At 67.8% G+C, this 19803-nt stretch carries 27 protein-coding genes; all 27 read right to left on the bottom strand.

The genetic code is table 11. From position 1 onward, the window contains the following. Nucleotides 1-48: 48 nt before the first annotated feature. On the bottom strand, nucleotides 49-537 hold the full coding sequence (gene rplO / locus HMPREF3099_RS10295) for a 50S ribosomal protein L15 (protein WP_070705875.1): 489 nt from the start codon (nucleotides 535-537) through the stop codon (nucleotides 49-51). A 2-nt stretch (nucleotides 538-539) separates the two neighbouring features. Continuing rightward, nucleotides 540-722, bottom strand: coding sequence for a 50S ribosomal protein L30 (gene rpmD, locus HMPREF3099_RS10290; RefSeq protein ID WP_070705874.1), 183 nt, complete (start codon nucleotides 720-722; stop codon nucleotides 540-542). After that, nucleotides 722-1432, bottom strand: a complete 711-nt coding sequence (gene rpsE / locus HMPREF3099_RS10285) for a 30S ribosomal protein S5 (protein WP_070705873.1) — start codon at nucleotides 1430-1432, stop codon at nucleotides 722-724. Before rpsE ends, rpmD begins: the two co-directional genes overlap by 1 nt. A gap of 40 nt (nucleotides 1433-1472) precedes the next feature. Further along, nucleotides 1473-1847, bottom strand: a complete 375-nt coding sequence (rplR, locus tag HMPREF3099_RS10280) for a 50S ribosomal protein L18 (RefSeq protein ID WP_070705872.1) — start codon at nucleotides 1845-1847, stop codon at nucleotides 1473-1475. Between the two features lie 3 nt (nucleotides 1848-1850). After that, nucleotides 1851-2390: a 50S ribosomal protein L6 gene (rplF, locus tag HMPREF3099_RS10275; RefSeq protein ID WP_070705871.1), complete on the bottom strand. Its 540-nt coding sequence runs from the start codon at nucleotides 2388-2390 to the stop codon at nucleotides 1851-1853. 26 nt (nucleotides 2391-2416) lie between these two features. Beyond that, on the bottom strand, nucleotides 2417-2815 hold the full coding sequence (gene rpsH / locus HMPREF3099_RS10270) for a 30S ribosomal protein S8 (RefSeq protein ID WP_070705870.1): 399 nt from the start codon (nucleotides 2813-2815) through the stop codon (nucleotides 2417-2419). Between the two features lie 114 nt (nucleotides 2816-2929). Further along, on the bottom strand, nucleotides 2930-3115 hold the full coding sequence (locus HMPREF3099_RS10265) for a type Z 30S ribosomal protein S14 (RefSeq protein ID WP_015780006.1): 186 nt from the start codon (nucleotides 3113-3115) through the stop codon (nucleotides 2930-2932). 1 nt (nucleotide 3116) lies between these two features. Next, nucleotides 3117-3689 carry a 50S ribosomal protein L5 gene (gene rplE, locus HMPREF3099_RS10260; protein ID WP_070705882.1) on the bottom strand — a complete coding sequence of 191 codons (573 nt, stop codon included), beginning with the start codon at nucleotides 3687-3689 and terminating at the stop codon, nucleotides 3117-3119. Nucleotides 3690-3703: 14 nt separating this feature from the next. Continuing rightward, on the bottom strand, nucleotides 3704-4063 hold the full coding sequence (rplX, locus tag HMPREF3099_RS10255) for a 50S ribosomal protein L24 (RefSeq protein WP_015780008.1): 360 nt from the start codon (nucleotides 4061-4063) through the stop codon (nucleotides 3704-3706). A 3-nt stretch (nucleotides 4064-4066) separates the two neighbouring features. Continuing rightward, entirely contained in the window at nucleotides 4067-4435 is a 369-nt protein-coding gene (gene rplN / locus HMPREF3099_RS10250) for a 50S ribosomal protein L14 (protein WP_070705868.1), read from the bottom strand. A gap of 151 nt (nucleotides 4436-4586) precedes the next feature. Next, nucleotides 4587-4895 (bottom strand): 30S ribosomal protein S17, encoded by a 309-nt coding sequence (gene rpsQ / locus HMPREF3099_RS10245; protein ID WP_070705867.1) that lies wholly within the window; start codon nucleotides 4893-4895, stop codon nucleotides 4587-4589. Beyond that, nucleotides 4895-5131: a 50S ribosomal protein L29 gene (gene rpmC, locus HMPREF3099_RS10240; RefSeq protein ID WP_070705866.1), complete on the bottom strand. Its 237-nt coding sequence runs from the start codon at nucleotides 5129-5131 to the stop codon at nucleotides 4895-4897. Before rpmC ends, rpsQ begins: the two co-directional genes overlap by 1 nt. Continuing rightward, nucleotides 5131-5550: a 50S ribosomal protein L16 gene (rplP, locus tag HMPREF3099_RS10235; RefSeq protein ID WP_070705865.1), complete on the bottom strand. Its 420-nt coding sequence runs from the start codon at nucleotides 5548-5550 to the stop codon at nucleotides 5131-5133. Before rplP ends, rpmC begins: the two co-directional genes overlap by 1 nt. Continuing rightward, nucleotides 5550-6341 (bottom strand): 30S ribosomal protein S3, encoded by a 792-nt coding sequence (rpsC, locus tag HMPREF3099_RS10230; protein ID WP_070705864.1) that lies wholly within the window; start codon nucleotides 6339-6341, stop codon nucleotides 5550-5552. Before rpsC ends, rplP begins: the two co-directional genes overlap by 1 nt. Beyond that, complete coding sequence (rplV, locus tag HMPREF3099_RS10225) at nucleotides 6341-6718, bottom strand: 50S ribosomal protein L22 (protein WP_070705863.1); 378 nt, start codon at nucleotides 6716-6718, stop codon at nucleotides 6341-6343. The genes rpsC and rplV overlap by 1 nt, the downstream gene beginning before the upstream one ends. 68 nt (nucleotides 6719-6786) lie before the next feature. After that, the gene (rpsS, locus tag HMPREF3099_RS10220) at nucleotides 6787-7065 is read right to left on the bottom strand and encodes a 30S ribosomal protein S19 (RefSeq protein ID WP_070705862.1); all 279 of its coding nucleotides are present in this window, start codon (nucleotides 7063-7065) and stop codon (nucleotides 6787-6789) included. Between the two features lie 14 nt (nucleotides 7066-7079). Then, nucleotides 7080-7916 (bottom strand): 50S ribosomal protein L2, encoded by an 837-nt coding sequence (rplB, locus tag HMPREF3099_RS10215; protein ID WP_070705861.1) that lies wholly within the window; start codon nucleotides 7914-7916, stop codon nucleotides 7080-7082. Between the two features lie 49 nt (nucleotides 7917-7965). Beyond that, nucleotides 7966-8277 carry a 50S ribosomal protein L23 gene (rplW, locus tag HMPREF3099_RS10210; protein WP_070705881.1) on the bottom strand — a complete coding sequence of 104 codons (312 nt, stop codon included), beginning with the start codon at nucleotides 8275-8277 and terminating at the stop codon, nucleotides 7966-7968. Nucleotides 8278-8285: 8 nt separating this feature from the next. Then, nucleotides 8286-8957, bottom strand: a complete 672-nt coding sequence (gene rplD / locus HMPREF3099_RS10205; RefSeq protein WP_070705860.1) for a 50S ribosomal protein L4 — start codon at nucleotides 8955-8957, stop codon at nucleotides 8286-8288. A 1-nt stretch (nucleotide 8958) separates the two neighbouring features. Continuing rightward, nucleotides 8959-9618: a 50S ribosomal protein L3 gene (gene rplC, locus HMPREF3099_RS10200; protein WP_083323708.1), complete on the bottom strand. Its 660-nt coding sequence runs from the start codon at nucleotides 9616-9618 to the stop codon at nucleotides 8959-8961. 8 nt (nucleotides 9619-9626) lie between these two features. Continuing rightward, the gene (rpsJ, locus tag HMPREF3099_RS10195; RefSeq protein ID WP_006946210.1) at nucleotides 9627-9935 is read right to left on the bottom strand and encodes a 30S ribosomal protein S10; all 309 of its coding nucleotides are present in this window, start codon (nucleotides 9933-9935) and stop codon (nucleotides 9627-9629) included. 376 nt (nucleotides 9936-10311) lie between these two features. Continuing rightward, the gene (locus HMPREF3099_RS10190) at nucleotides 10312-10995 is read right to left on the bottom strand and encodes a DUF554 family protein (protein ID WP_083323706.1); all 684 of its coding nucleotides are present in this window, start codon (nucleotides 10993-10995) and stop codon (nucleotides 10312-10314) included. Between the two features lie 128 nt (nucleotides 10996-11123). Beyond that, nucleotides 11124-12317, bottom strand: coding sequence for an elongation factor Tu (gene tuf / locus HMPREF3099_RS10185; RefSeq protein WP_070705859.1), 1194 nt, complete (start codon nucleotides 12315-12317; stop codon nucleotides 11124-11126). Nucleotides 12318-12446: 129 nt separating this feature from the next. Continuing rightward, nucleotides 12447-14561: an elongation factor G gene (gene fusA / locus HMPREF3099_RS10180; protein ID WP_070705858.1), complete on the bottom strand. Its 2115-nt coding sequence runs from the start codon at nucleotides 14559-14561 to the stop codon at nucleotides 12447-12449. Nucleotides 14562-14671: 110 nt separating this feature from the next. Next, a complete protein-coding gene (gene rpsG, locus HMPREF3099_RS10175) occupies nucleotides 14672-15142 on the bottom strand; it encodes a 30S ribosomal protein S7 (protein WP_070705857.1) in 471 nt (156 codons plus the stop codon). Next, complete coding sequence (rpsL, locus tag HMPREF3099_RS10170) at nucleotides 15142-15516, bottom strand: 30S ribosomal protein S12 (protein WP_070705856.1); 375 nt, start codon at nucleotides 15514-15516, stop codon at nucleotides 15142-15144. The genes rpsG and rpsL overlap by 1 nt, the downstream gene beginning before the upstream one ends. A gap of 384 nt (nucleotides 15517-15900) precedes the next feature. Further along, nucleotides 15901-19794 (bottom strand): DNA-directed RNA polymerase subunit beta', encoded by a 3894-nt coding sequence (locus HMPREF3099_RS10165; protein WP_070705855.1) that lies wholly within the window; start codon nucleotides 19792-19794, stop codon nucleotides 15901-15903. Nucleotides 19795-19803 lie beyond the last annotated feature (9 nt).

The raw sequence follows: 19803 nt of genomic DNA, 5'->3' as shown, positions 1-19803 counted from the left end.
CGCACCGTCGGTGACGGTGCGGGGCCCTGTGCGTCGGGTCCGAGGACCTCAGCGGGTGGTGGTGGAACCGCCCGCGGCCACGATCTTCTGCTCGGCGGAGGCCGAGAACTTGTCGGCGGTCAGGTTGACCGCCACAGTGATCTCGCCGGTGCCCAGCACCTTGACGGGCTGGCCCTTGCGCACCAGACCGGCCTCGACCAAGGAGTCGACGGTGACGTCGCCGCCCTGCGGGAAGTGCGTGGCGATCTGGTCCACGTTCACGACCTGGTAGGTCACCTTGAACGGGTTCTTGAAGCCACGGAGCTTCGGCAGACGCATGTGCATCGGCGTCTGGCCACCCTCGAACCGCTCGGGCACCTGGTAACGAGCCTTCGTTCCCTTGGTACCGCGACCGGCGGTCTTGCCCTTCGAGGCCTCACCACGACCCACGCGGGTCTTGGCCTTCTTGGCACCGGGGGCCGGACGGAGGTCGTGGACCTTCAGCGGCGACTCGGTCGCCTCGGTGGTCTCCACCTCGACAGTGTTCTTGTCGGCCATCGTCAGTTCACCTCCTCCATCGTCACCAGGTGGGTGACGCTCTTGACCATGCCACGGATCTCCGGGCGGTCCTGCTTCTCGACCGTGTGGCCGATCCGCTTCAGGCCCAGGCTGCGCAGCGTCTCACGGTGCTGCGGCTTGGCGCCGATGGCGGAACGGACCTGGGTCACCTTGAGCGTGGCCATCAGGCCCCCTCTCCGGCAGCCGCGGCGCGGGCGCGCAGCAGGGCCGCGGGAGCGACGTCCTCGAGCGGCAGGCCACGGCGCGCGGCCACGGCCTCCGGCTGCTCGAGCTGCTTCAGCGCCTGCACCGTGGCGTGCACGATGTTGATCTGGTTGTCCGAACCCAGCGACTTGGTCAGCACGTCGTGGATGCCGGCGCACTCCAGCACGGCGCGGACCGGGCCACCGGCGATCACACCGGTACCGGGCGCGGCCGGGCGCAGCATGACGATGCCGGCGGCGTCCTCACCCTGGGTCGGGTGCGGGATGGTGCCACCGATGCGCGGGACGCGGAAGAAGTTCTTCTTCGCCTCCTCGACGCCCTTGGAGATCGCCAGCGGCACCTCCTTGGCCTTGCCGTAGCCGACGCCGACGTTGCCGTCGCCGTCACCCACCACGACCAGGGCGGTGAAGCTGAAGCGACGACCACCCTTCACGACCTTGGCGACACGGTTGATGGTGACGACGCGCTCGAGGTACTGGTTGCCCTCGTCGCGACCGCCGTCGCGGCCACCGCGCCCGCGGCCGCCGTCACGGCCACCACGGTCGTTGCGACCCTGACCGCGGCCACCGCGGTTGTTGCGGTCGTTGGACCGCTCGTTGGTGCGGTCACCGGCGGTGGTCTTCTGGGCCTCCGCGCCGGTGAGCTCGCCTCCCTGCTGAGTCTCAGCCATCAGAGGTCCTTTCCCTGGGTTGCACGGGTGTTCTCGGTCATCACAGCGTCAGACCACCCTCACGGGCACCGTCCGCGACGGCGGCGATTCGACCGGCGTAGCGGTTGCCACCACGGTCGAACACGACGGCCTCGACACCAGCGGCCTTGGCACGCTCGGCGACGAGCTCGCCGACCTTGCGGGCCTTGGCGGACTTGTCCATCTCGGCGCCACGCAGCTCGGTCTCCATGGTGGAGGCCGACGCCAGGGTCTTGCCCTGCACGTCGTCGATCACCTGGACGAACATGTGGCGGCTCGAGCGGTGCACGGCCAGGCGCGGACGCTCGGCGGTGCCGGAGACCTTCTTGCGCAGGCGGGCGTGGCGACGGTCGCGCGAGGCGACGGAGCCCTTGGGGCGCTTCACGATCTTTGCCATGGCTTACTTACCAGCCTTTCCGACCTTGCGGCGGATGTGCTCGCCCTCGTAGCGCACACCCTTGGCCTTGTACGGGTCGGGCTTGCGCAGCTTGCGGATGTTGGCGGCGACCTCACCCACGAGCTGCTTGTCGATACCGCTCACGGAGAACTTGGTGGGGCTCTCCACGGCGAAGGTGATGCCCTCGGGGGCCTTCACCAGGATCGGGTGCGAGTAGCCGAGCGCGAACTCCAGGTCCGAGCCCTTGGCCACCACGCGGTAACCGGTGCCGTTGATCTCGAGGGTCTTGGAGTAGCCCTCGGTCACGCCGGTCACCATGTTCTGCACCAGGCTGCGGCTCAGACCGTGACGGGCGCGGGAGTCGCGCTCGTCGTCCGGGCGGGACAGCTCCACAGCACCCTCGTCGTTCTTCGCGGCCGTGATCGGCGCAGGGATCGTGGTGGTCAGCTCGCCCTTCGGGCCCTTGACCTTCACGTCCTGGCCGTCGATGGTCACGTCGACACCACTGGGCACAGTGACGGGAAGACGTCCAATACGAGACATTCTCTAGTTCCTTCCTCGTCCTGGGCTCACCAGACGTAGGCGAGGACTTCCCCGCCCACGCCCTTGGCTGCAGCCTGCTTGTCGGTCAGAAGGCCCGAGGAGGTCGACAGGATCGCGATGCCCAGGCCACCCAGGACCTTCGGCAGGTTCGTCGACTTGGCGTACACACGGAGACCGGGCTTGGACACCCGGCGCACACCCGCGATGGAACGCTCACGGTTCGGGCCGTACTTCAGGGAGATGACGAGGGTCTTGCCGACCTCCGCCTCCTCCTCGCTCCACTCGCCGATGTAGCCCTCGGTCTTGAGGATGTCGGCGATGTGGGCCTTCAGCTTCGAGAACGGCATGCGGACCTCGTCGTGCTGCGCCGAGTTGGCGTTGCGCACGCGGGTCAGCATGTCCGCGATCGGATCAGTCATGGTCATGGGCAGTCGCGCCCTTCCTCATCCTGGTTTCGCCGGGTGGAACGGGGGTGCGTTCCCGCGGCGCCGCAGCGCACCCGGGGACCTGTGATGGAGTGGAGTGGATTCAGAACGTGGTCACCAAGAGGACTTGGTGACGCCCGGGAGCTGGCCGGCGTGGGCCATCTCGCGCAGGCAGATGCGGCACAGGCCGAACTTGCGGTACACGGAGTGCGGACGGCCGCACCGCTGGCACCGCGTGTAGGCACGCACGGCGAACTTCTGCTTCTTCGCGGCCTTGTTCTTCAGAGCGGTCTTCGCCACGTCAGTTCTCCTTGAACGGGAAGCCCAGAGCGCGCAGCAGCGCACGGCCCTCGTCGTCGGTCTCGGCGGTGGTCACGACCGTGATGTCCATGCCGCGGACGCGGTCGATCTTGTCCTGGTCGATCTCGTGGAACATGGACTGCTCCGTGAGACCGAAGGTGTAGTTGCCCTTGCCGTCGAACTGCTTCGGGGAGAGGCCGCGGAAGTCACGGATACGGGGCAGGGCCACCGACACCAGACGGTCCAGGAACTCCCACATGCGGTCGCCACGCAGGGTGACGTTCGCACCGATCGGCATGCCCTCACGCAGCTTGAACTGCGCGATGGACTTCTTGGCACGGTTCACGCGCGGCTTCTGACCGGTGATGGTGGTCAGGTCGCGGATGGCGCCGTCGATGAGCTTGGAGTCGCGGGCGGCCTCGCCCACGCCCATGTTCACGACGACCTTGGTGACGCCGGGGATCTGCATCACGTTGGCGTAGCCGAACTCGGACTTCAGCGCGTCGCGGATCTCGGAGCGGTAGCGCTCCTTCAGACGGGGCGCCGGGCGCTCGGCCGCGGTCTGCTCGGTCATCTCGGTGGTCTCACTCATGCCAGGTCCTTGCCCGAGCGCACGGACACGCGGGTCCGGGTGGCCTTGGTGCGGCCGTTGCGCTCGACGTTCTCGACACGCGTGCGGACGCGGGTCGGGGTGTTGGTCTCCGGGTCCACCAGCGCCACGTTGGACACGTGGATGGGGGCCTCGACGGTCTGGATGCCGCCGGCGCCGCCGCCCACACCGGCCTTGGTGTGCTTGGTGACGCGGTTGATGCCCTCCACGAGCACGCGGTTGCGCTCGGGGTAGACCTCGATCACGCGACCGGTCTTGCCGCGGTCACCGCCGTTCTCCTGCTTGCGGCCGGTCACCACCTGGACCAGGTCGTTCTTCTTGATCTTCATCTTCGCCAAGGCTCAGATCACCTCCGGGGCCAGCGACACGATGCGCATGAACTGGTTGTCACGCAGCTCGCGTCCGACCGGACCGAAGATGCGGGTGCCGCGGGGCTCCCCGTCGGCCTTGAGGATGACGGCAGCGTTCTCGTCGAAGGAGATGTAGCTGCCGTCGGGACGACGGCGCTCCTTCGTCGTGCGGACGATGACCGCCTTGACGACATCACCCTTCTTCACGTTGCCGCCGGGAATGGCGTCCTTCACCGACGCGACGATCGTGTCGCCGATGCCGGCGTAGCGACGGCCCGAACCGCCGAGAACACGGATGCAAAGGAGCTCCTTCGCACCGGTGTTGTCGGCGACGCGCAGTCGCGACTCCTGCTGGATCACTGCAAACTCCTGTCGTCGAGCAGGTTCTCACCCCGCCGTACGGGGGTGAGCCTTGCCGAACCGGATGGGCTGAAGGTGGGGCTGGGACCCGAGGTCCCACCGGCCTGGGGCCGGGCGGGACCTCGGGATCGGTCCCCACCATCGATGGGTCTTACTTGGCCTTCTCCACGACCTCGACCAGGCGCCAGCGCTTGGTCGCGGAGGTCGGGCGGGTCTCGGCGATGCGGACGAGATCGCCGACGCCGGCGGTGTTGTTCTCGTCGTGCGCCTTGACCTTCTTGGTCTTGCGGATGACCTTGCCGTACAGCGCGTGCTTCACGTGCTCCTCGAGGGCGACGGTGATGGTCTTCTCCATCTTGTCGCTCACGACGTAGCCGCGACGCTCCTTGCGGAACTGACGGCCACCGGGAGCCAGCAGCTTGCCGGACTCGGACACCTCGGGGGTGGTCTGCTCGGACATCAGGCCTCCTGGGCGGCGCGGCCGATGTTGAGCTCGCGCTCGCGCATCTCGGTGTAGATACGGGCGATGTCCTTGCGCACCGCGCGGAGGCGGCTGCTGTTGGACAGCTGACCCGTGGCGGACTGGAAACGCAGGTTGAACAGCTCCTGCTTCGCCTCGGCCAGGGCGTCACGCAGGGCCTGGTCGTCCAGGCCGCGCAGGTCGGTCATCGTCTTGTCGTCGGAGCCGAGCGCCATCAGGCGTCACCACCCTCACGTGCCACGATGCGGCACTTCATCGGAAGCTTGTGCATGGCCAGGCGGAGCGCCTCGCGAGCGACCTCGTCGCTCACACCCGAGAGCTCGAACATGATGCGGCCCGGCTTGACGTTGGCGACCCAGAACTCGACCGAACCCTTACCGGAACCCATGCGGACCTCGGCAGGCTTCTTGGTCAGCGGACGGTCGGGGTAGATGTTGATCCACACCTTTCCGCCTCGCTTGATGTAACGGGTCATCGCGATACGCGCGGACTCGATCTGGCGGTTGGTGACGTAGGCCGGCGTCAGGCACTGGATGCCGTACTCACCGAAGGCCAGCTGGGTGCCGCCCTTGGACGCGCCACCACGCTTGGGGTGGTGCTGCTTGCGGTGCTTCACACGACGCGGGATCAGCATCAGTTCTCGCCTCCCTCGGGCGCCTTGGTCTCAGCGGCCGGCGCGGACTGCGGGGCGTCGCGACGCGGGCCACGACCGCGGCCACGACCCGGACGGTCGCCACGGCCACGGCGCTGCTGCGGGGCGTTGGCCTGCTCGCGAGCGAGCTCCTTGTCGGTCATGTCGCCCTGGTAGATCCAGACCTTCACGCCGATGCGGCCGAACGTGGTGCGGGCCTCGTAGAAGCCGTAGTCGATGTTCGCGCGGAGGGTGTGCAGCGGCACGCGGCCCTCGCGGTAGAACTCGGTGCGGGACATCTCGGCGCCACCCAGGCGGCCGGAGCACTGGACACGGATGCCCTTGGCGCCGGCGCGCTGCGCGGACTGGATGCCCTTCTTCATGGCGCGACGGGTCGACACACGAGCAGAGAGCTGCTCGGCGATGCCCTGGGCCACGAGCTGGGCCACGGCCTCGGGGTTCTTCACCTCGAGGATGTTGAGCTGCACCTGCTTGCCGGTCAGCTTCTCCAGCTGGCCGCGCAGGCGGTCCGCCTCGGCGCCACGGCGACCGATGACGATGCCCGGGCGAGCGGTGTGGATGTCCACACGCACGCGGTCACGGGTGCGCTCGATCTCGACCTTGGCGATGCCCGCGCGCTCCATGCCGGTGGACAGCAGCCGACGGATGGCCACGTCCTCCTTCACGAAGTCTGCGTAGCGCTGGCCCTCGGCGGTCGAGTCGGCGAACCAACGGGTCTTGTGGTCGGTGGTGATGCCCAGACGGAAGCCGTGCGGGTTGATCTTCTGACCCATCAGCGGGTCCCTCCCTTGGCGTTCTCGTCGGTCTTCTGCGACACGAGCACGGTGATGTGGCTCGTGCGCTTCAGGATCTTGCTCGCCCGCCCCTGCGCACGGGGGCGGAAACGCTTCATGCTCGGACCCTCGTCGACGAAGGCCTCGCTGACGTACAGCGAGTTCTCGTCGAAGGCGGTCGCGTCGCGGTCGGCCATGAAACGGGCGTTCGCAATAGCGCTCTGCAGCACCTTCATCACCGGCTCGCTCGCACCCTGGGGGGCGAACTGCAGCACGGCCAGGGCCTCAGAGGCCTGCTTGCCACGGATCAGGTCCACGACGCGGCGAGCCTTCATGGGCGTCACGCGGACGTACCGCGCCTGCGCCTTGGCTTCCATGTCAGTCCCTCTTCAGTCGTTCTGGTGGTAAGTGGTGTGATCGCCGGTGGCGGTCACGGTGCTGTGGATCAGCGACGGGCCTTGCGGTCGTCCTTGACGTGACCACGGAAGGTCTTCGTCGGGGCGAACTCGCCGAGCTTGTGGCCGACCATCGACTCGGTCACGAAGACCGGGACGTGCTTGCGACCGTCGTGCACGGCCAGGGTGTGACCGAGCATGTCCGGGGTGATCATCGACCGGCGGGACCAGGTCTTGATCACGTTCTTGGTGCCGGCTTCGTTCTGGGCGTCCACCTTCTTGGCAAGGTGGTCGTCGACGAAGGGGCCCTTCTTGAGGCTACGAGGCATCTCAGGTGCTCCTATCAGCGCTTCTTGCCGGTGCGGCGACGGCGGACGATCATCTTGTCGCTGGCCTTGCCCTTCTGGCGGGTGCGGCCCTCCGGCTTGCCCCAGGGGCTGACCGGGTGGCGACCACCAGAGGTGCGTCCCTCACCACCACCGTGCGGGTGGTCGACCGGGTTCATGACCACACCACGCACGGTCGGGCGCTTGCCCTTCCAGCGCATGCGGCCGGCCTTGCCCCAGTTGATGTTGGACTGCTCGGCGTTGCCGACCTCACCGATGGAGGCGCGGCAGCGGGCGTCGACATTGCGGATCTCGCCGGACGGCATGCGCAGCTGCGCGTAGGGGCCGTCCTTGGCGACGAGCTGCACGCGGGTACCCGCCGAACGCGCGATCTTGGCGCCGCCGCCGGGGCGGAGCTCGATCGCGTGGACGACGGTACCGACGGGGATGTTGCGCAGCGGCAGGTTGTTACCCGGCTTGATGTCGGCCGTCGGGCCGGACTCCACCAGGGCGCCCTGCGCCAGGTTCTTCGGCGCGATGATGTAGCGCTTCTCACCGTCGGCGTAGTGCAGCAGCGCGATGCGCGCGGTGCGGTTGGGGTCGTACTCGATGTGGGCGACCTTCGCCGGCACGCCGTCCTTGTCCGCACGACGGAAGTCGATCAGACGGTAGGCGCGCTTGTGGCCACCACCGATGTGGCGGGTGGTGATACGACCGGAGGCGTTGCGGCCACCGGACTTGGTCAGCGGGCGCACCAGGGACTTCTCCGGGGTGCTGCGCGTGACCTCGACGAAGTCCGCGGCGCTCGAGCCGCGGCGGCCCGGGGTCGTGGGCTTGTGCTTGCGGATTGCCATGTTGGGGTCCTAGCTCCGTACTCGTGTCTCGTGTCGACTTCTCAGCGGCTCAGTTGCCCGCGCCGAAGATGTCGATCGAGCCTTCCTTGAGCGTGACGATGGCGCGCTTGGTGTCCTTGCGACGGCCGATGCCGAAGCGAGTACGACGGGCCTTGCCCGGGCGGTTCATCGTGTGGACCGAGTCGACCTTGACGTCGAAGACCTTCTCGACGGCCAGCTTGATCTCGGTCTTGTTGGCACGCGGGTCGACCAGGAAGGTGTACTTGCCCTCGTCCAGCAGGGCATAGGACTTCTCGGAGACGACCGGCGCGAGGAGGACGTCGCGCGGGTCCTTGGCGACCTGGGTGCTCGACTGGTTCATCGGGGTGCTCACTGGGCAACCTCCTGCGTCGCAGCGTTCGTGTCGGCGGTGGCCTTCTGGCCACCGGCGATGAAGGCGTCCAGCGCACCAGCGGTGAAGAACACGTCGTCGGCGCACATGACGTCGTAGGTGTTCAGCTGGTCGGCGAAGAGCACGTGCACGTTCTGCAGGTTGCGCAGGCTGAGCAGGCCCAGCTCGTCGCCGCGCTGCAGCACGACCAGCAGGTTGCGACGGTCGGTGAGACCGCGCAGCAGGCCGTTGACCGCCTTGCTGGAGGGCTTGTCACCCTCGAGCACGGCGCTCAGCACGTGGATGCGGCCGTGACGCGCACGGTCGGACAGCGCACCGCGCAGGGCGGCGGCCTTCATCTTCTTGGGGGTCCGCTGGGCGTAGTCGCGCGGCTGCGGGCCGTGCACGACGCCACCACCGGCGAACTGCGGGGCGCGGGTCGAACCCTGGCGGGCGCGGCCGGTGCCCTTCTGGCGGTAGGGCTTGCGGCCACCACCGCGCACGTCGGCGCGGGTCTTGGTGGCGTGCGTGCCCTGGCGCGCAGCGGCCAACTGGGCCACCACGACCTGGTGGATCAGCGGCACGTTGGCGTCCACGTCGAAGATCTCGGCGGGCAGCTCGACGGAACCGTCGGCCTTGCCAGCGGGGCTGATGATGTCGATCGTCGGCATGTCAGGCTCCCTTCGCGGCGGAGCGGACGAGGACCAGACCGCCACGGGCGCCGGGGACGGCACCCTTGATCAGCAGCAGACCCTTGTCGGCGTCCACGGCGTGGATGGTGAGGTTCTGGGTGGTCTGACGCTCGCCGCCCATGCGACCCGCCATGCGGGTGCCGCGGAAGACGCGACCGGGGGTGGCGCAGCCACCGATGGAACCGGGCTTGCGGTGGTTGCGGTGGGCACCGTGGGAGGCGCTCACACCGGCGAAGCCGTGACGCTTCATGACGCCCGCGAAGCCCTTGCCCTTGGTGGTGCCGGTGACGTCCACGACGGCGCCGGCCTCGAAGGTCTCCACGGTGAGCTCCTGGCCCAGCTCGTAGGAGGCCGCGTCAGCGGTGCGCAGTTCGGTCACGTGACGACGCGGGGTGACCCCGGCCTTCTCGAAGTGACCGCGCAGGGGCTTGCTGACCTTGCGGGGGTCGATGTCGCCGGTGGCGATCTGCACGGCCCCGTAGCCGTCGGTGTCCTGGGTGCGGACCTGCGTCACCACGTTCGGGGCGATCTGCACGACGGTCACCGGAACGAGGCGGTTCTCCGCGTCCCAGACCTGGGTCATGCCGAGCTTGGTGCCCAGAACGCCGGCGACGGTGCGCTGCATGGTGTTCTCAGTCATGGTGGCGCTCACAGCTTGATCTCGATGTTCACGTCAGCCGGCAGGTCGAGACGCATCAGGGAGTCCACGGCCTTGGGGGTCGGGTCCACGATGTCGATCAGACGCTTGTGCGTCCGCATCTCGAAGTGCTCTCGGCTGTCCTTGTACTTGTGCGGGGACCGGATGACGCAGAAGACATTCTTCTCCGTCGGCAGGGGCACAGGGCCCACAACGGTCGCGCCCGCACGGGTCACGGTGTCCACGATCTTCCGCGCCGAGGAGTCGATGACCTCGTGGTCATACGACTTCAGCCGGATGCGGATCTTCTGTCCCGCCATCGGTTCGTTGACTCTCTCTCGTCGTACCGCTAATGGTCTTGGCGGTCATTCCCCGACCCACGCACTCGGGTGTGTCGCCCTTGCGGGCCGCACCACGGCTGCGTCAGCCGTTCCTGGGAGGGGGACCGGAGTTCCGTTCCCCGCATGACCGGGTTCGTGCTCCGGACGGGCAGTGACCTCCACACCGGGTGTGGAAGTGGAGCACGACTCCACGGTCGGACCTGCCTCGTCCAGAAAGGCGATGTCCTGCGTCCGCGTCGGCGTCCCGCGGTTCCGGAGACCCGGCCTGGGGGACACTCGGTGGGGACACGCAGTGCCATCGCCCAACAAGCAACTTCCCAAGTGTGGCACACAGTGCCCCGGCAGCCAAATCGGCTCAGTCGGCCGCCAGCAGCCAGGCCCCCACCGGGGTCAGCACGAGGGCCGGCAGCAGGTCACCGACCGGCAGGCTCCGGATGCGCAGGAGGCCCAGCGCGATGCCCACGAGGAGCAGTCCGCCCACCGCCGTCATCGCGTCCACGGCGTAGACGGGGACCACTTCCCCGAGGGTCGCCCCCAGCAGGGTCAGCAGGCCCTGCACCACCAGCACCGAGACCGCCGAGAGCAGCACCCCCACCCCGAACGCCGACGCGAGGGCGAGGGCGGCAAAGAGGTCGAGCGCCGACGTCAGGGCCAGCTGGTCGATGCCGTTGCCCAAGCCGTCGTTCAGCGGCCCCGGGCCTCCCCCGTGCCCACGCGCCTGCCGGGCCTGCATCCCCCCGGCCAGCACCTCGAGCCGCGCCTCGAGACGCAACAGGGAGCCCGATACGCCCCCGAGGAGCAGGGCCCCCAGCACCAGCAGGATCGGCACCCCCTCCCCCACGGCTGCCTCCAGCGCGCTCGACCCGACGGCGACCGCGGAGAGTCCCGCCATGAGCAGCGTCACCAGACCGAGCGCGTCGGTGACCAGGTCGTGCACGCGTTGCGGCAGCCGCGCCCCGAAGGCCATGCCGCAGGTCGCCCCCACGAGCACGGCCACGACGTTGATGAGGGTGCCCGCGCCCGGGAAGAGTCCATCCACGCGCAGAGGACACGTCCCCGTCGACGACTGCCCCGGCACGCACGAGACCCCCTGGTCCCGGTGGGGATCAGGGGGTCTCGGTGACGTGGCGGGCCACGTCGGCGATCAGTGCCCGAGTGGGCGCTGGATCAGTCCAGGATCTTGGTGACCTGGCCGGCGCCGACGGTGCGACCACCCTCACGGATGGCGAACTTCAGGCCCTCCTCCATGGCGACGGGCTGGATCAGCTCGACGCTCATCTCGGTGTTGTCACCAGGCATGACCATCTCGGTGCCCTCCGGCAGGTTCACCACACCGGTCACGTCGGTGGTGCGGAAGTAGAACTGCGGACGGTAGTTGTCGTAGAACGGGGTGTGACGGCCGCCCTCGTCCTTGGACAGGATGTAGACCGAGCCCTCGAACTTCTTGTGCGGGGTGATGGAGCCCGGCTTGCAGATGACCTGGCCGCGCTCGATGTCCTCGCGCTTGGTACCACGGAGCAGCAGACCGACGTTCTCACCGGCGCGGCCCTCGTCGAGCAGCTTGCGGAACATCTCGATGCCGGTGACGGTGGTCGTCTGCTTGTCGTCGCGGATACCGACGATCTCGACCTCGTCGTTCACGGCAAGCACACCGCGCTCGATGCGGCCGGTGGCCACGGTGCCGCGACCGGTGATGGTGAAGACGTCCTCCACCGGCATCAGGAACGGCTTGTCGATGTCGCGCTCCGGGTCCGGGATGGCCTCGTCGACGGCGGACATGAGCTCCATGAGCTTGTCGCCCCACTCCTGGTCGCCCTCGAGCGCCTTGAGAGCGGACACCTGGACCACCGGCACGTCGTCGCCCGGGAAGTCGTAGGAGGACAGCAGCTCGCGGACCTCCATCTCGACGAGCTCCATGATCTCCTCGTCGTCCACCATGTCGGCCTTGTTCAGGGCCACCACGATGTAGGGCACGCCGACCTGGCGGGCCAGGAGCACGTGCTCCTTGGTCTGCGGCATCGGACCGTCGGTCGCCGCGACCACGAGGATGGCGCCGTCCATCTGGGCAGCACCGGTGATCATGTTCTTCACGTAGTCAGCGTGACCGGGGCAGTCGACGTGGGCGTAGTGACGCGCCTCCGTCTGGTACTCGATGTGCGCGATCGAGATGGTGATACCGCGCTGCTTCTCCTCGGGCGCCTTGTCGATGGTGTCGAACGGCGACGCCTCGTTCAGCTCCGGGAAACGGTCGTGCAGAACCTTGGAGATGGCAGCCGTCAGCGTGGTCTTGCCGTGGTCGATGTGACCGATGGTGCCGATGTTGACGTGCGGCTTGCTCCGCTCGAACTTTGCCTTCGCCACTGGGGTCCTCCTGTTGGACTGTGGTGTTGTCACGCTGGGGTCACCGCGGGATTGCGGTGGTCAGTGCGTGAGTATTGCTGATTTTAGGGAACTGTTGCGAATCAGGCTGGAAGAGTCTACCCGCGAGGGTCACTCACCACGAACCTTCTTCACGATCTCCTCGGCGACGTTCTTGGGAACCTCACCGTAGGAGTCGAACTGCATCGAGTAGTTGGCGCGACCCTGGGTCTTGGACCGCAGGTCACCCACGTACCCGAACATCTCCGACAGCGGCACGGTGCCGCGGACGACCTTGGAGCCCGAGACGTCCTCCATGGACTGGATGGTGCCTCGACGCGAGTTGATGTCGCCGATGACGTCGCCCATGTACTCCTCGGGCGTACGCACCTCGACGGCCATCATCGGCTCGAGCAGGACCGGGTCGGCCTTGCGGACGGCCTCCTTGAGCGCCATCGAACCGGCGATCTTGAACGCCATCTCGCTGGAGTCGACGTCGTGGTAGGCGCCGTCCAGCAGCGTGGCCTTGATGCCCACCAGCGGGTAGCCGGCGAGCACACCCAGCTGCATGGCCTCCTGGATGCCCTGGTCCACGGACGGGATGTACTCCTTGGGCACGCGACCACCGGTGACGGCGTTCTCGAACTCGTAGAGCGCGGCCTCGCCGTCCTCGTCGGTGCCGGTCAGCGGCTCGAAGGACAGCTGCACCTTGGCGAACTGACCCGAACCACCGGTCTGCTTCTTGTGGGTGTAGTCGAGCTTCTCCACCGGGCGGCGGATGGTCTCGCGGTAGGCCACCTGCGGGGCGCCGACGTTGGCCTCGACCTTGAACTCGCGCTTCATGCGGTCCACGAGGATGTCCAGGTGGAGCTCGCCCATGCCGCCGATGACGGTCTGGCCGGTCTCCTCGTCCAGGTTGACCGTGAAGGTGGGGTCCTCCTCGGCCAGCTTCTGGATGGCGGTGGACAGCTTCTCCTGGTCGCCCTTGGTCTTCGGCTCGATGGCCACGTGGATCACCGGCGCCGGGAAGGTCATGGACTCCAGCACGACCGGGGACTCCGGCGCGCACAGGGTGTCACCGGTGGTGGTGTCCTTGAGGCCGATCACGGCGTAGATGTGACCAGCGGTCACCTTCTCCACCGGGTTCTCCTTGTTGGCGTGCATCTGGAACAGCTTGCCCAGACGCTCCTTCTTGCCCTTGGTGGCGTTCAGGACGGCAGCACCGGAGGCGATCTCACCGGAGTACACGCGGATGTAGGTCAGCGTGCCGAAGAAGGGGTGCGTGGCGATCTTGAAGGCCAGGGCCGCGAAGGGCTCGTCGGCCGACGGCGCGCGGGAGACGGTGGTCTCCTCGTCGTTCGGCAGGTGGCCATCGATCGGGGGCAGGTCCACAGGGGACGGCAGGTAGGCCACGATCGCGTCGAGCAGGGGCTGCACACCCTTGTTCTTGAACGCGGTACCGCAGAACACCGGGTTCACCTCGCCCGCGAGGGTCAGGGTGCGCACGCCGGCGTGGATCTCGTCCTCGGTCAGCTCCTCGCCACCCAGGTACTTCTCCATGAGCTCCTCGGAGCTCTCGGCGACGGTCTCGATGAGCTGGGTGCGGTACTCCTCGGCCTTGTCCTGCAGGTCGGCCGGGATCTCCTCGATCTCGTAGGCCTCGCCCAGCGGGGTCTCCTTGGACCAGGTGAAGGCCTTCATGGTGACCAGGTCGACCATGCCGATGAAGTCGGACTCGGCACCGATGGGCAGCTGCATGACCAGCGGGGTCGCGCCGAGGCGGTCCACCATGGTCTGCACGGAGTAGTAGAAGTCCGCGCCCATCTTGTCCATCTTGTTGATGAAGCACATGCGCGGGACGCCGTACTTGTCGGCCTGGCGCCACACGGTCTCGGACTGCGGCTCCACACCCTCCTTGCCGTCGAAGACGGCGACGGCGCCGTCCAGGACGCGGAGGTTGCGCTCGACCTCGACCGTGAAGTCGACGTGGCCGGGCGTGTCGATCAGGTTGATCTGGGTGCCCTTCCAGAAGGAGGTCACGGCGGCGGAGGTGATGGTGATACCACGCTCCTTCTCCTGCTCCATCCAGTCGGTCGTCGACGCACCGTCGTGGGTCTCACCCATCTTGTGGTTCACACCCGTGTAGAACAGGATGCGCTCGGTGGTCGTGGTCTTGCCGGCATCGATGTGCGCCATGATGCCGATGTTGCGGACCTGCTTGAGGTCCGTGAGGACGTCCTGTGCCACGGTCTCTCTTCTCGCTCGAGGGTGTGCTCTTCAGGGTGTGCTGCGGGTACCTGCCGGAACGGCAGACGGTCACCGATGGTGGCATGGGGCCACCACCGGTGACCAGTACATCACCAGCGGTAGTGGGCGAACGCCTTGTTGGCCTCGGCCATCTTGTGGGTGTCCTCGCGGCGCTTCACCGCGGCACCCAGGCCGTTGGAGGCGTCGAGGATCTCGTTCATGAGGCGCTCGGTCATGGTCTTCTCACGACGCTGGCGGGCGTAGCCCACGAGCCAGCGCAGGGAGAGGGTGGTCGCGCGGGCCGGCTTGACCTCGATCGGCACCTGGTAGGTCGCGCCACCGACACGGCGGGACTTGACCTCGAGGGCCGGACGGATGTTGTCCAGCGCACGCTTGAGGGTCTGGACGGGGTCGGTGCCGGTCTTCTCCTGGACGCCCTCGAGGGCGCCGTAGACGATGGACTCGGCGACGGACTTCTTGCCGTCCAGCAGGATCTTGTTCACCAGCTGGGTCACCAGCTGCGACCCGTGCACCGGGTCGACGGCCAGGGGGCGCTTGGGAGCGGGGCCCTTACGAGGCATTACTTCTTCTCCTTCTTGGCGCCGTAGTGGGAACGAGCCTGGTTGCGGTCCTTGACGCCCTGGGCGTCGAGGGCACCGCGGATGATCTTGTAGCGGACACCGGGGAGGTCCTTCACGCCGCCGCCACGCACGAGCACGATGGAGTGCTCCTGCAGGTTGTGGCCGACGCCGGGGATGTACGCGGTGACCTCGATGCCGCTGGTCAGGCGCACACGCGCGACCTTGCGGAGGGCCGAGTTCGGCTTCTTGGGGGTGGTGGTGTACACGCGGGTGCACACGCCACGACGCTGGGGCGAGCCCTTGAGGGCCGGGGCGTCAAACTTCTTGACCTTGTCCCGGCGGCCCTTGCGGACCAGCTGGTTGATGGTAGGCACTGATGAAACTCCGTGTTTCGTCGTTGTCGCCGCGGTGGCGGCTCCTGGATGAGTCGCGTGGCCCGTCCCGGGACCCGGCGGGGTGGGAACCCCCGCGGAGCCGGCGGCCGATGGCCACACGCTCCCCCACCTGCACTTCCGATCCACACCCGTGGCCGACTGCCGGCATCGATGGGATGTCGAGCACCGCCGGCGGCCTCGTGGAGGTCGACTGCCCGGTGGAGGGCGGCGCGGGCGAGCCCACGCCAATCGGCAACTTTATGGCAGATGCGGCGTGGCTCCAAATCCAGAAGGGGCGGACGGGGTACGGAACGCAGCGAGGGCCCCTCCCGGCGGGAGGGGCCCTCGCAGGACCGCACCGGTCACGGGGACCGGGTCAGCAGGTCACCAGCGGTACTCGCCGGTGTCCACCTCGTCGAGGGGCACGGCCTGGCCGGTGCCCTCGCCGAACTGGGCGAAGTCGAAGCCCTCGAAGTCGGTCATGGCGTACGCGGCCGCCTTGGCCTCCTCGGTGGGCTCCACCGTCACGTTGCGGTAGCGCTGCAGCCCGGTACCGGCCGGGATGAGCTTTCCGAGGATGACGTTCTCCTTGAGGCCCAGCAGCGGGTCGCCCTTGCCGTGCATCGCGGCCTCGGTGAGGACGCGGGTCGTCTCCTGGAAGGAGGCGGCCGACAGCCAGGACTCCGTGGCCAGCGAGGCCTTGGTGATGCCCATCAGCTCGGGACGACCGGAGGCGGGCTTGCTGCCCTCGGCCACCACACGGCGGTTCTCGGTCTCGAAACGGGAACGCTCCACCAGGTCACCGGCCAGGAGGGAGGTGTCCCCCTCCTCGATGATCGTGATGCGGCGCAGCATCTGCCGCACGATGACCTCGATGTGCTTCTGGTGGATGGACACACCCTGCTGGCGGTACACGCCCTGCACCTCGTCCACGAGGTGCTGCTGCACCGCGCGCGGGCCGAGGATGCGCAGGACCTGCTTGGGGTCGACGGCGCCGACCACGAGCTGCTCACCGGCCGGGACCGACTGGCCCTCCTCGACGAGCAGGCGCGTGCGCTTGCCGACCAGGTAGGCGTGCTCCTCCGTGCCGTCGTCCGGCACCAGGATGATGCGGCGCTGCTTGTCCGCGTCCTCGATGCGGATGCGGCCGGCGGCCTCGGCGATCGGGGCCACACCCTTGGGGGTGCGGGCCTCGAACAGCTCGACCACACGCGGCAGACCCTGCGTGATGTCGTCACCGGCCACACCACCGGTGTGGAAGGTACGCATCGTCAGCTGGGTACCGGGCTCACCGATCGACTGCGCGGCGACGATGCCGACGGCCTCGCCGATGTCGACCAGCTGGCCGGTGGCCAGCGAGCGGCCGTAGCACTTGGCGCAGGTGCCGACCGAGGACTCGCAGGTGAGCACGGAGCGCACCTTGACGGTCTCGACACCGGCGGCCACGAGCTCCTCGATGAGCACGTCACCCAGGTCGTCACCCGCGGTGGCGACCGTGGTGCCGTCCACGACGACGTCCTCGGCCACGGTGCGGGCGTAGGCGCTGGACTCGACCTCGTCGTCCACGACCACGGTGCCGTCGGCGCCGCGCTGGCCGATGGTGACCTTCACGCCACGACCGGTGCCGCAGTCGGACTCGCGGACGATGACGTCCTGCGACACGTCCACCAGACGACGGGTCAGGTAACCCGAGTCGGCGGTACGCAGGGCGGTGTCGGCCAGACCCTTGCGGGCACCGTGCGTCGAGATGAAGAACTCCAGCACCGTCAGGCCCTCGCGGAACGAGGCCTTGATCGGGCGCGGGATGATCTCGCCCTTCGGGTTGGCCATGAGGCCACGCATGCCGGCGATCTGACGCAGCTGGAACCAGTTACCACGGGCACCGGAGGTGACCATGCGGTAGATCGGGTTGTCGGCCGGGAAGTTGGCCTCCATCGCCTTGGCGACCTCGTTGGTGGCCTGCGTCCAGATCTCGATGAGCTCCTGACGGCGCTCGTCGTCGGTGATCAGACCGCGCTCGTACTGCACCTGGACCTTGGCGGCCTTGCTCTCGTAGGCCTCGAGCAGCTCGGACTTGTTGTCCGGCACCACCACGTCGGAGATGGCCACCGTGGTGCCCGAGCGGGACGCCCAGTAGAAGCCGTTCTCCTTCAGCGCGTCCAGCGAGGCGGCGACGTCGACCTTGTCGTAGCGCTCGGCCAGGGCGTTGATGATGTTGGACAGGACCTTCTTGTCCACCGGGTTGTTGACGAACGGGAAGTTCTCCGGCAGGGACTCGTTGAAGATCGCCCGACCCAGCGTGGTCTGCAGCGTGAGCACCGGGGCGTAGCCCTTCTCGTCGAGCTCCACCTCGCCCTCGAAGTCGGCCGGCGGCACGACGTGCGGCAGGCGCATGACGACGGGGGTGCCCAGCTTGATCTCACCGCGGTCGAAGGCCATGCGGGCCTCGGCCTGGCTGGTGAAGTGGCGCATCTCCTCCACCGGCGTGTCCTCGGTGCCGAGCACCTGGGAGGTCAGGTGGTACAGGCCGATGATCATGTCCTGGGTGGGCATGGTCACCGGGCGACCGTCCGCCGGCTTGAGGATGTTGTTGCTCGAGAGCATCAGGATGCGCGCCTCGGCCTGGGCCTCGGCGGACAGCGGCACGTGCACGGCCATCTGGTCACCGTCGAAGTCGGCGTTGAAGGCGGTGCAGACCAGCGGGTGGATCTGGATGGCCTTGCCCTCGACGAGCTGCGGCTCGAAGGCCTGGATGCCCAGACGGTGCAGCGTGGGTGCACGGTTCAGCAGCACCGGGTGCTCGGTGATGACCTCCTCGAGCACGTCCCACACCATCGGGTTGTGGCGCTCGACCATGCGCTTGGCCGACTTGATGTTCTGCGCGTGGTCGAGGTCGACCAGGCGCTTCATCACGAACGGCTTGAAGAGCTCCAGGGCCATCTGCTTGGGCAGACCGCACTGGTGCAGCTTGAGGGTCGGGCCGACCACGATGACCGAACGGCCCGAGTAGTCGACGCGCTTGCCGAGCAGGTTCTGGCGGAAGCGACCCTGCTTGCCCTTGAGCATGTCGGAGAGCGACTTCAGCGGGCGGTTGCCCGGACCGGTGACCGGACGACCGCGACGACCGTTGTCGAACAGGGAGTCCACGGACTCCTGCAGCATGCGCTTCTCGTTGTTGATGATGATCTCGGGGGCACCGAGGTCGAGCAGGCGCTTGAGGCGGTTGTTGCGGTTGATGACGCGGCGGTACAGGTCGTTGAGGTCGGAGGTCGCGAAGCGGCCACCGTCCAGCTGCACCATCGGACGCAGGTCCGGCGGGATCACCGGGACGGCATCCAGGACCATGCCCTGCGGCTCGTTGTCGGTGGTCAGGAAGGCCGTGACCACCTTGAGGCGCTTGAGGGCACGGGTCTTCTTCTGGCCCTTGCCGGTGGCGATGATCTCGCGGAGCTTCTCGGCCTCGGCCTCGAGGTCGAAGTCCTGCAGCAGCTTCTGCAGGGCCGCGGCACCCATGCCGCCCTCGAAGTACATGCCGAAGCGGTCGCGCATCTCGCGGAACAGCATCTCGTCGCCCTCGAGGTCCTGGACCTTGAGGTTCTTGAAGCGGTCCCACACCTGCTCCACGCGCTCGACCTGCTGGTCGGCACGCTTGCGGATCTGGTTCATCTCGCGCTCGGCGGAGTCGCGGACCTTGCGCTTGGCGTCGGACTTGGCGCCCTCGGCCTCGAGCGCGGCGATGTCCTGCTCCAGCTTCTTGGCGCGGGCCTCCACGTCGGCGTCGCGACGGTTCTCGGTGGCCTTGATCTCGGACTGGATCTCGGCCTCGAGGGACGGCAGGTCGTTGTGGCGACCCTCCTCGTCCACCGAGGTGATGACGTACGCGGCGAAGTAGATGACCTTCTCGAGGTCCTTCGGCGCCAGGTCCAGCAGGTAGCCCAGACGGCTGGGCACGCCCTTGAAGTACCAGATGTGCGTCACCGGGGCGGCCAGCTCGATGTGGCCCATGCGCTCACGGCGCACGGCCGAGCGGGTCACCTCGACGCCGCAGCGCTCACAGATGATGCCCTTGAAGCGCACGCGCTTGTACTTGCCGCAGTAGCACTCCCAGTCGCGGGTCGGACCGAAGATCTTCTCGCAGAAGAGTCCGTCCTTCTCGGGCTTCAGGGTGCGGTAGTTGATGGTCTCCGGCTTCTTGACCTCGCCGTGGCTCCACTGGCGGATGTCGTCGGCCGTGGCCTGGCCGATGCGAAGCTCGTCGAAGAAGTTGACGTCGAGCACAGGTGTCCT

Source organism: Kytococcus sp. HMSC28H12 (genome assembly GCF_001816045.1).
Lineage (GTDB): Bacteria > Actinomycetota > Actinomycetes > Actinomycetales > Dermatophilaceae > Kytococcus > Kytococcus schroeteri.
This window is presented reverse-complemented; position numbering and strand designations above follow the sequence as displayed.

What these genes read in the sequence shown, in the direction of transcription:
- rplO (WP_070705875.1), bottom strand. Translation starts at nt 537, where the DNA reads ATGGCCGACAAGAACACTGTCGAGGTGGAGACCACCGAGGCGACCGAG.
- rpmD (WP_070705874.1), bottom strand. Translation starts at nt 722, where the DNA reads ATGGCCACGCTCAAGGTGACCCAGGTCCGTTCCGCCATCGGCGCCAAG.
- rpsE (WP_070705873.1), bottom strand. Translation starts at nt 1,432, where the DNA reads ATGGCTGAGACTCAGCAGGGAGGCGAGCTCACCGGCGCGGAGGCCCAG.
- rplR (WP_070705872.1), bottom strand. Translation starts at nt 1,847, where the DNA reads ATGGCAAAGATCGTGAAGCGCCCCAAGGGCTCCGTCGCCTCGCGCGAC.
- rplF (WP_070705871.1), bottom strand. Translation starts at nt 2,390, where the DNA reads ATGTCTCGTATTGGACGTCTTCCCGTCACTGTGCCCAGTGGTGTCGAC.
- rpsH (WP_070705870.1), bottom strand. Translation starts at nt 2,815, where the DNA reads ATGACCATGACTGATCCGATCGCGGACATGCTGACCCGCGTGCGCAAC.
- rplE (WP_070705882.1), bottom strand. Translation starts at nt 3,689, where the DNA reads ATGACCGAGCAGACCGCGGCCGAGCGCCCGGCGCCCCGTCTGAAGGAG.
- rpsQ (WP_070705867.1), bottom strand. Translation starts at nt 4,895, where the DNA reads ATGTCCGAGCAGACCACCCCCGAGGTGTCCGAGTCCGGCAAGCTGCTG.
- rpmC (WP_070705866.1), bottom strand. Translation starts at nt 5,131, where the DNA reads ATGGCGCTCGGCTCCGACGACAAGACGATGACCGACCTGCGCGGCCTG.
- rplP (WP_070705865.1), bottom strand. Translation starts at nt 5,550, where the DNA reads ATGCTGATCCCGCGTCGTGTGAAGCACCGCAAGCAGCACCACCCCAAG.
- rpsC (WP_070705864.1), bottom strand. Translation starts at nt 6,341, where the DNA reads ATGGGTCAGAAGATCAACCCGCACGGCTTCCGTCTGGGCATCACCACC.
- rplV (WP_070705863.1), bottom strand. Translation starts at nt 6,718, where the DNA reads ATGGAAGCCAAGGCGCAGGCGCGGTACGTCCGCGTGACGCCCATGAAG.
- rpsS (WP_070705862.1), bottom strand. Translation starts at nt 7,065, where the DNA reads ATGCCTCGTAGCCTCAAGAAGGGCCCCTTCGTCGACGACCACCTTGCC.
- rplB (WP_070705861.1), bottom strand. Translation starts at nt 7,916, where the DNA reads ATGGCAATCCGCAAGCACAAGCCCACGACCCCGGGCCGCCGCGGCTCG.
- rplW (WP_070705881.1), bottom strand. Translation starts at nt 8,277, where the DNA reads ATGAACCAGTCGAGCACCCAGGTCGCCAAGGACCCGCGCGACGTCCTC.
- rplD (WP_070705860.1), bottom strand. Translation starts at nt 8,957, where the DNA reads ATGCCGACGATCGACATCATCAGCCCCGCTGGCAAGGCCGACGGTTCC.
- rplC (WP_083323708.1), bottom strand. Translation starts at nt 9,618, where the DNA reads ATGACTGAGAACACCATGCAGCGCACCGTCGCCGGCGTTCTGGGCACC.
- rpsJ (WP_006946210.1), bottom strand. Translation starts at nt 9,935, where the DNA reads ATGGCGGGACAGAAGATCCGCATCCGGCTGAAGTCGTATGACCACGAG.
- rpsG (WP_070705857.1), bottom strand. Translation starts at nt 15,142, where the DNA reads ATGCCTCGTAAGGGCCCCGCTCCCAAGCGCCCCCTGGCCGTCGACCCG.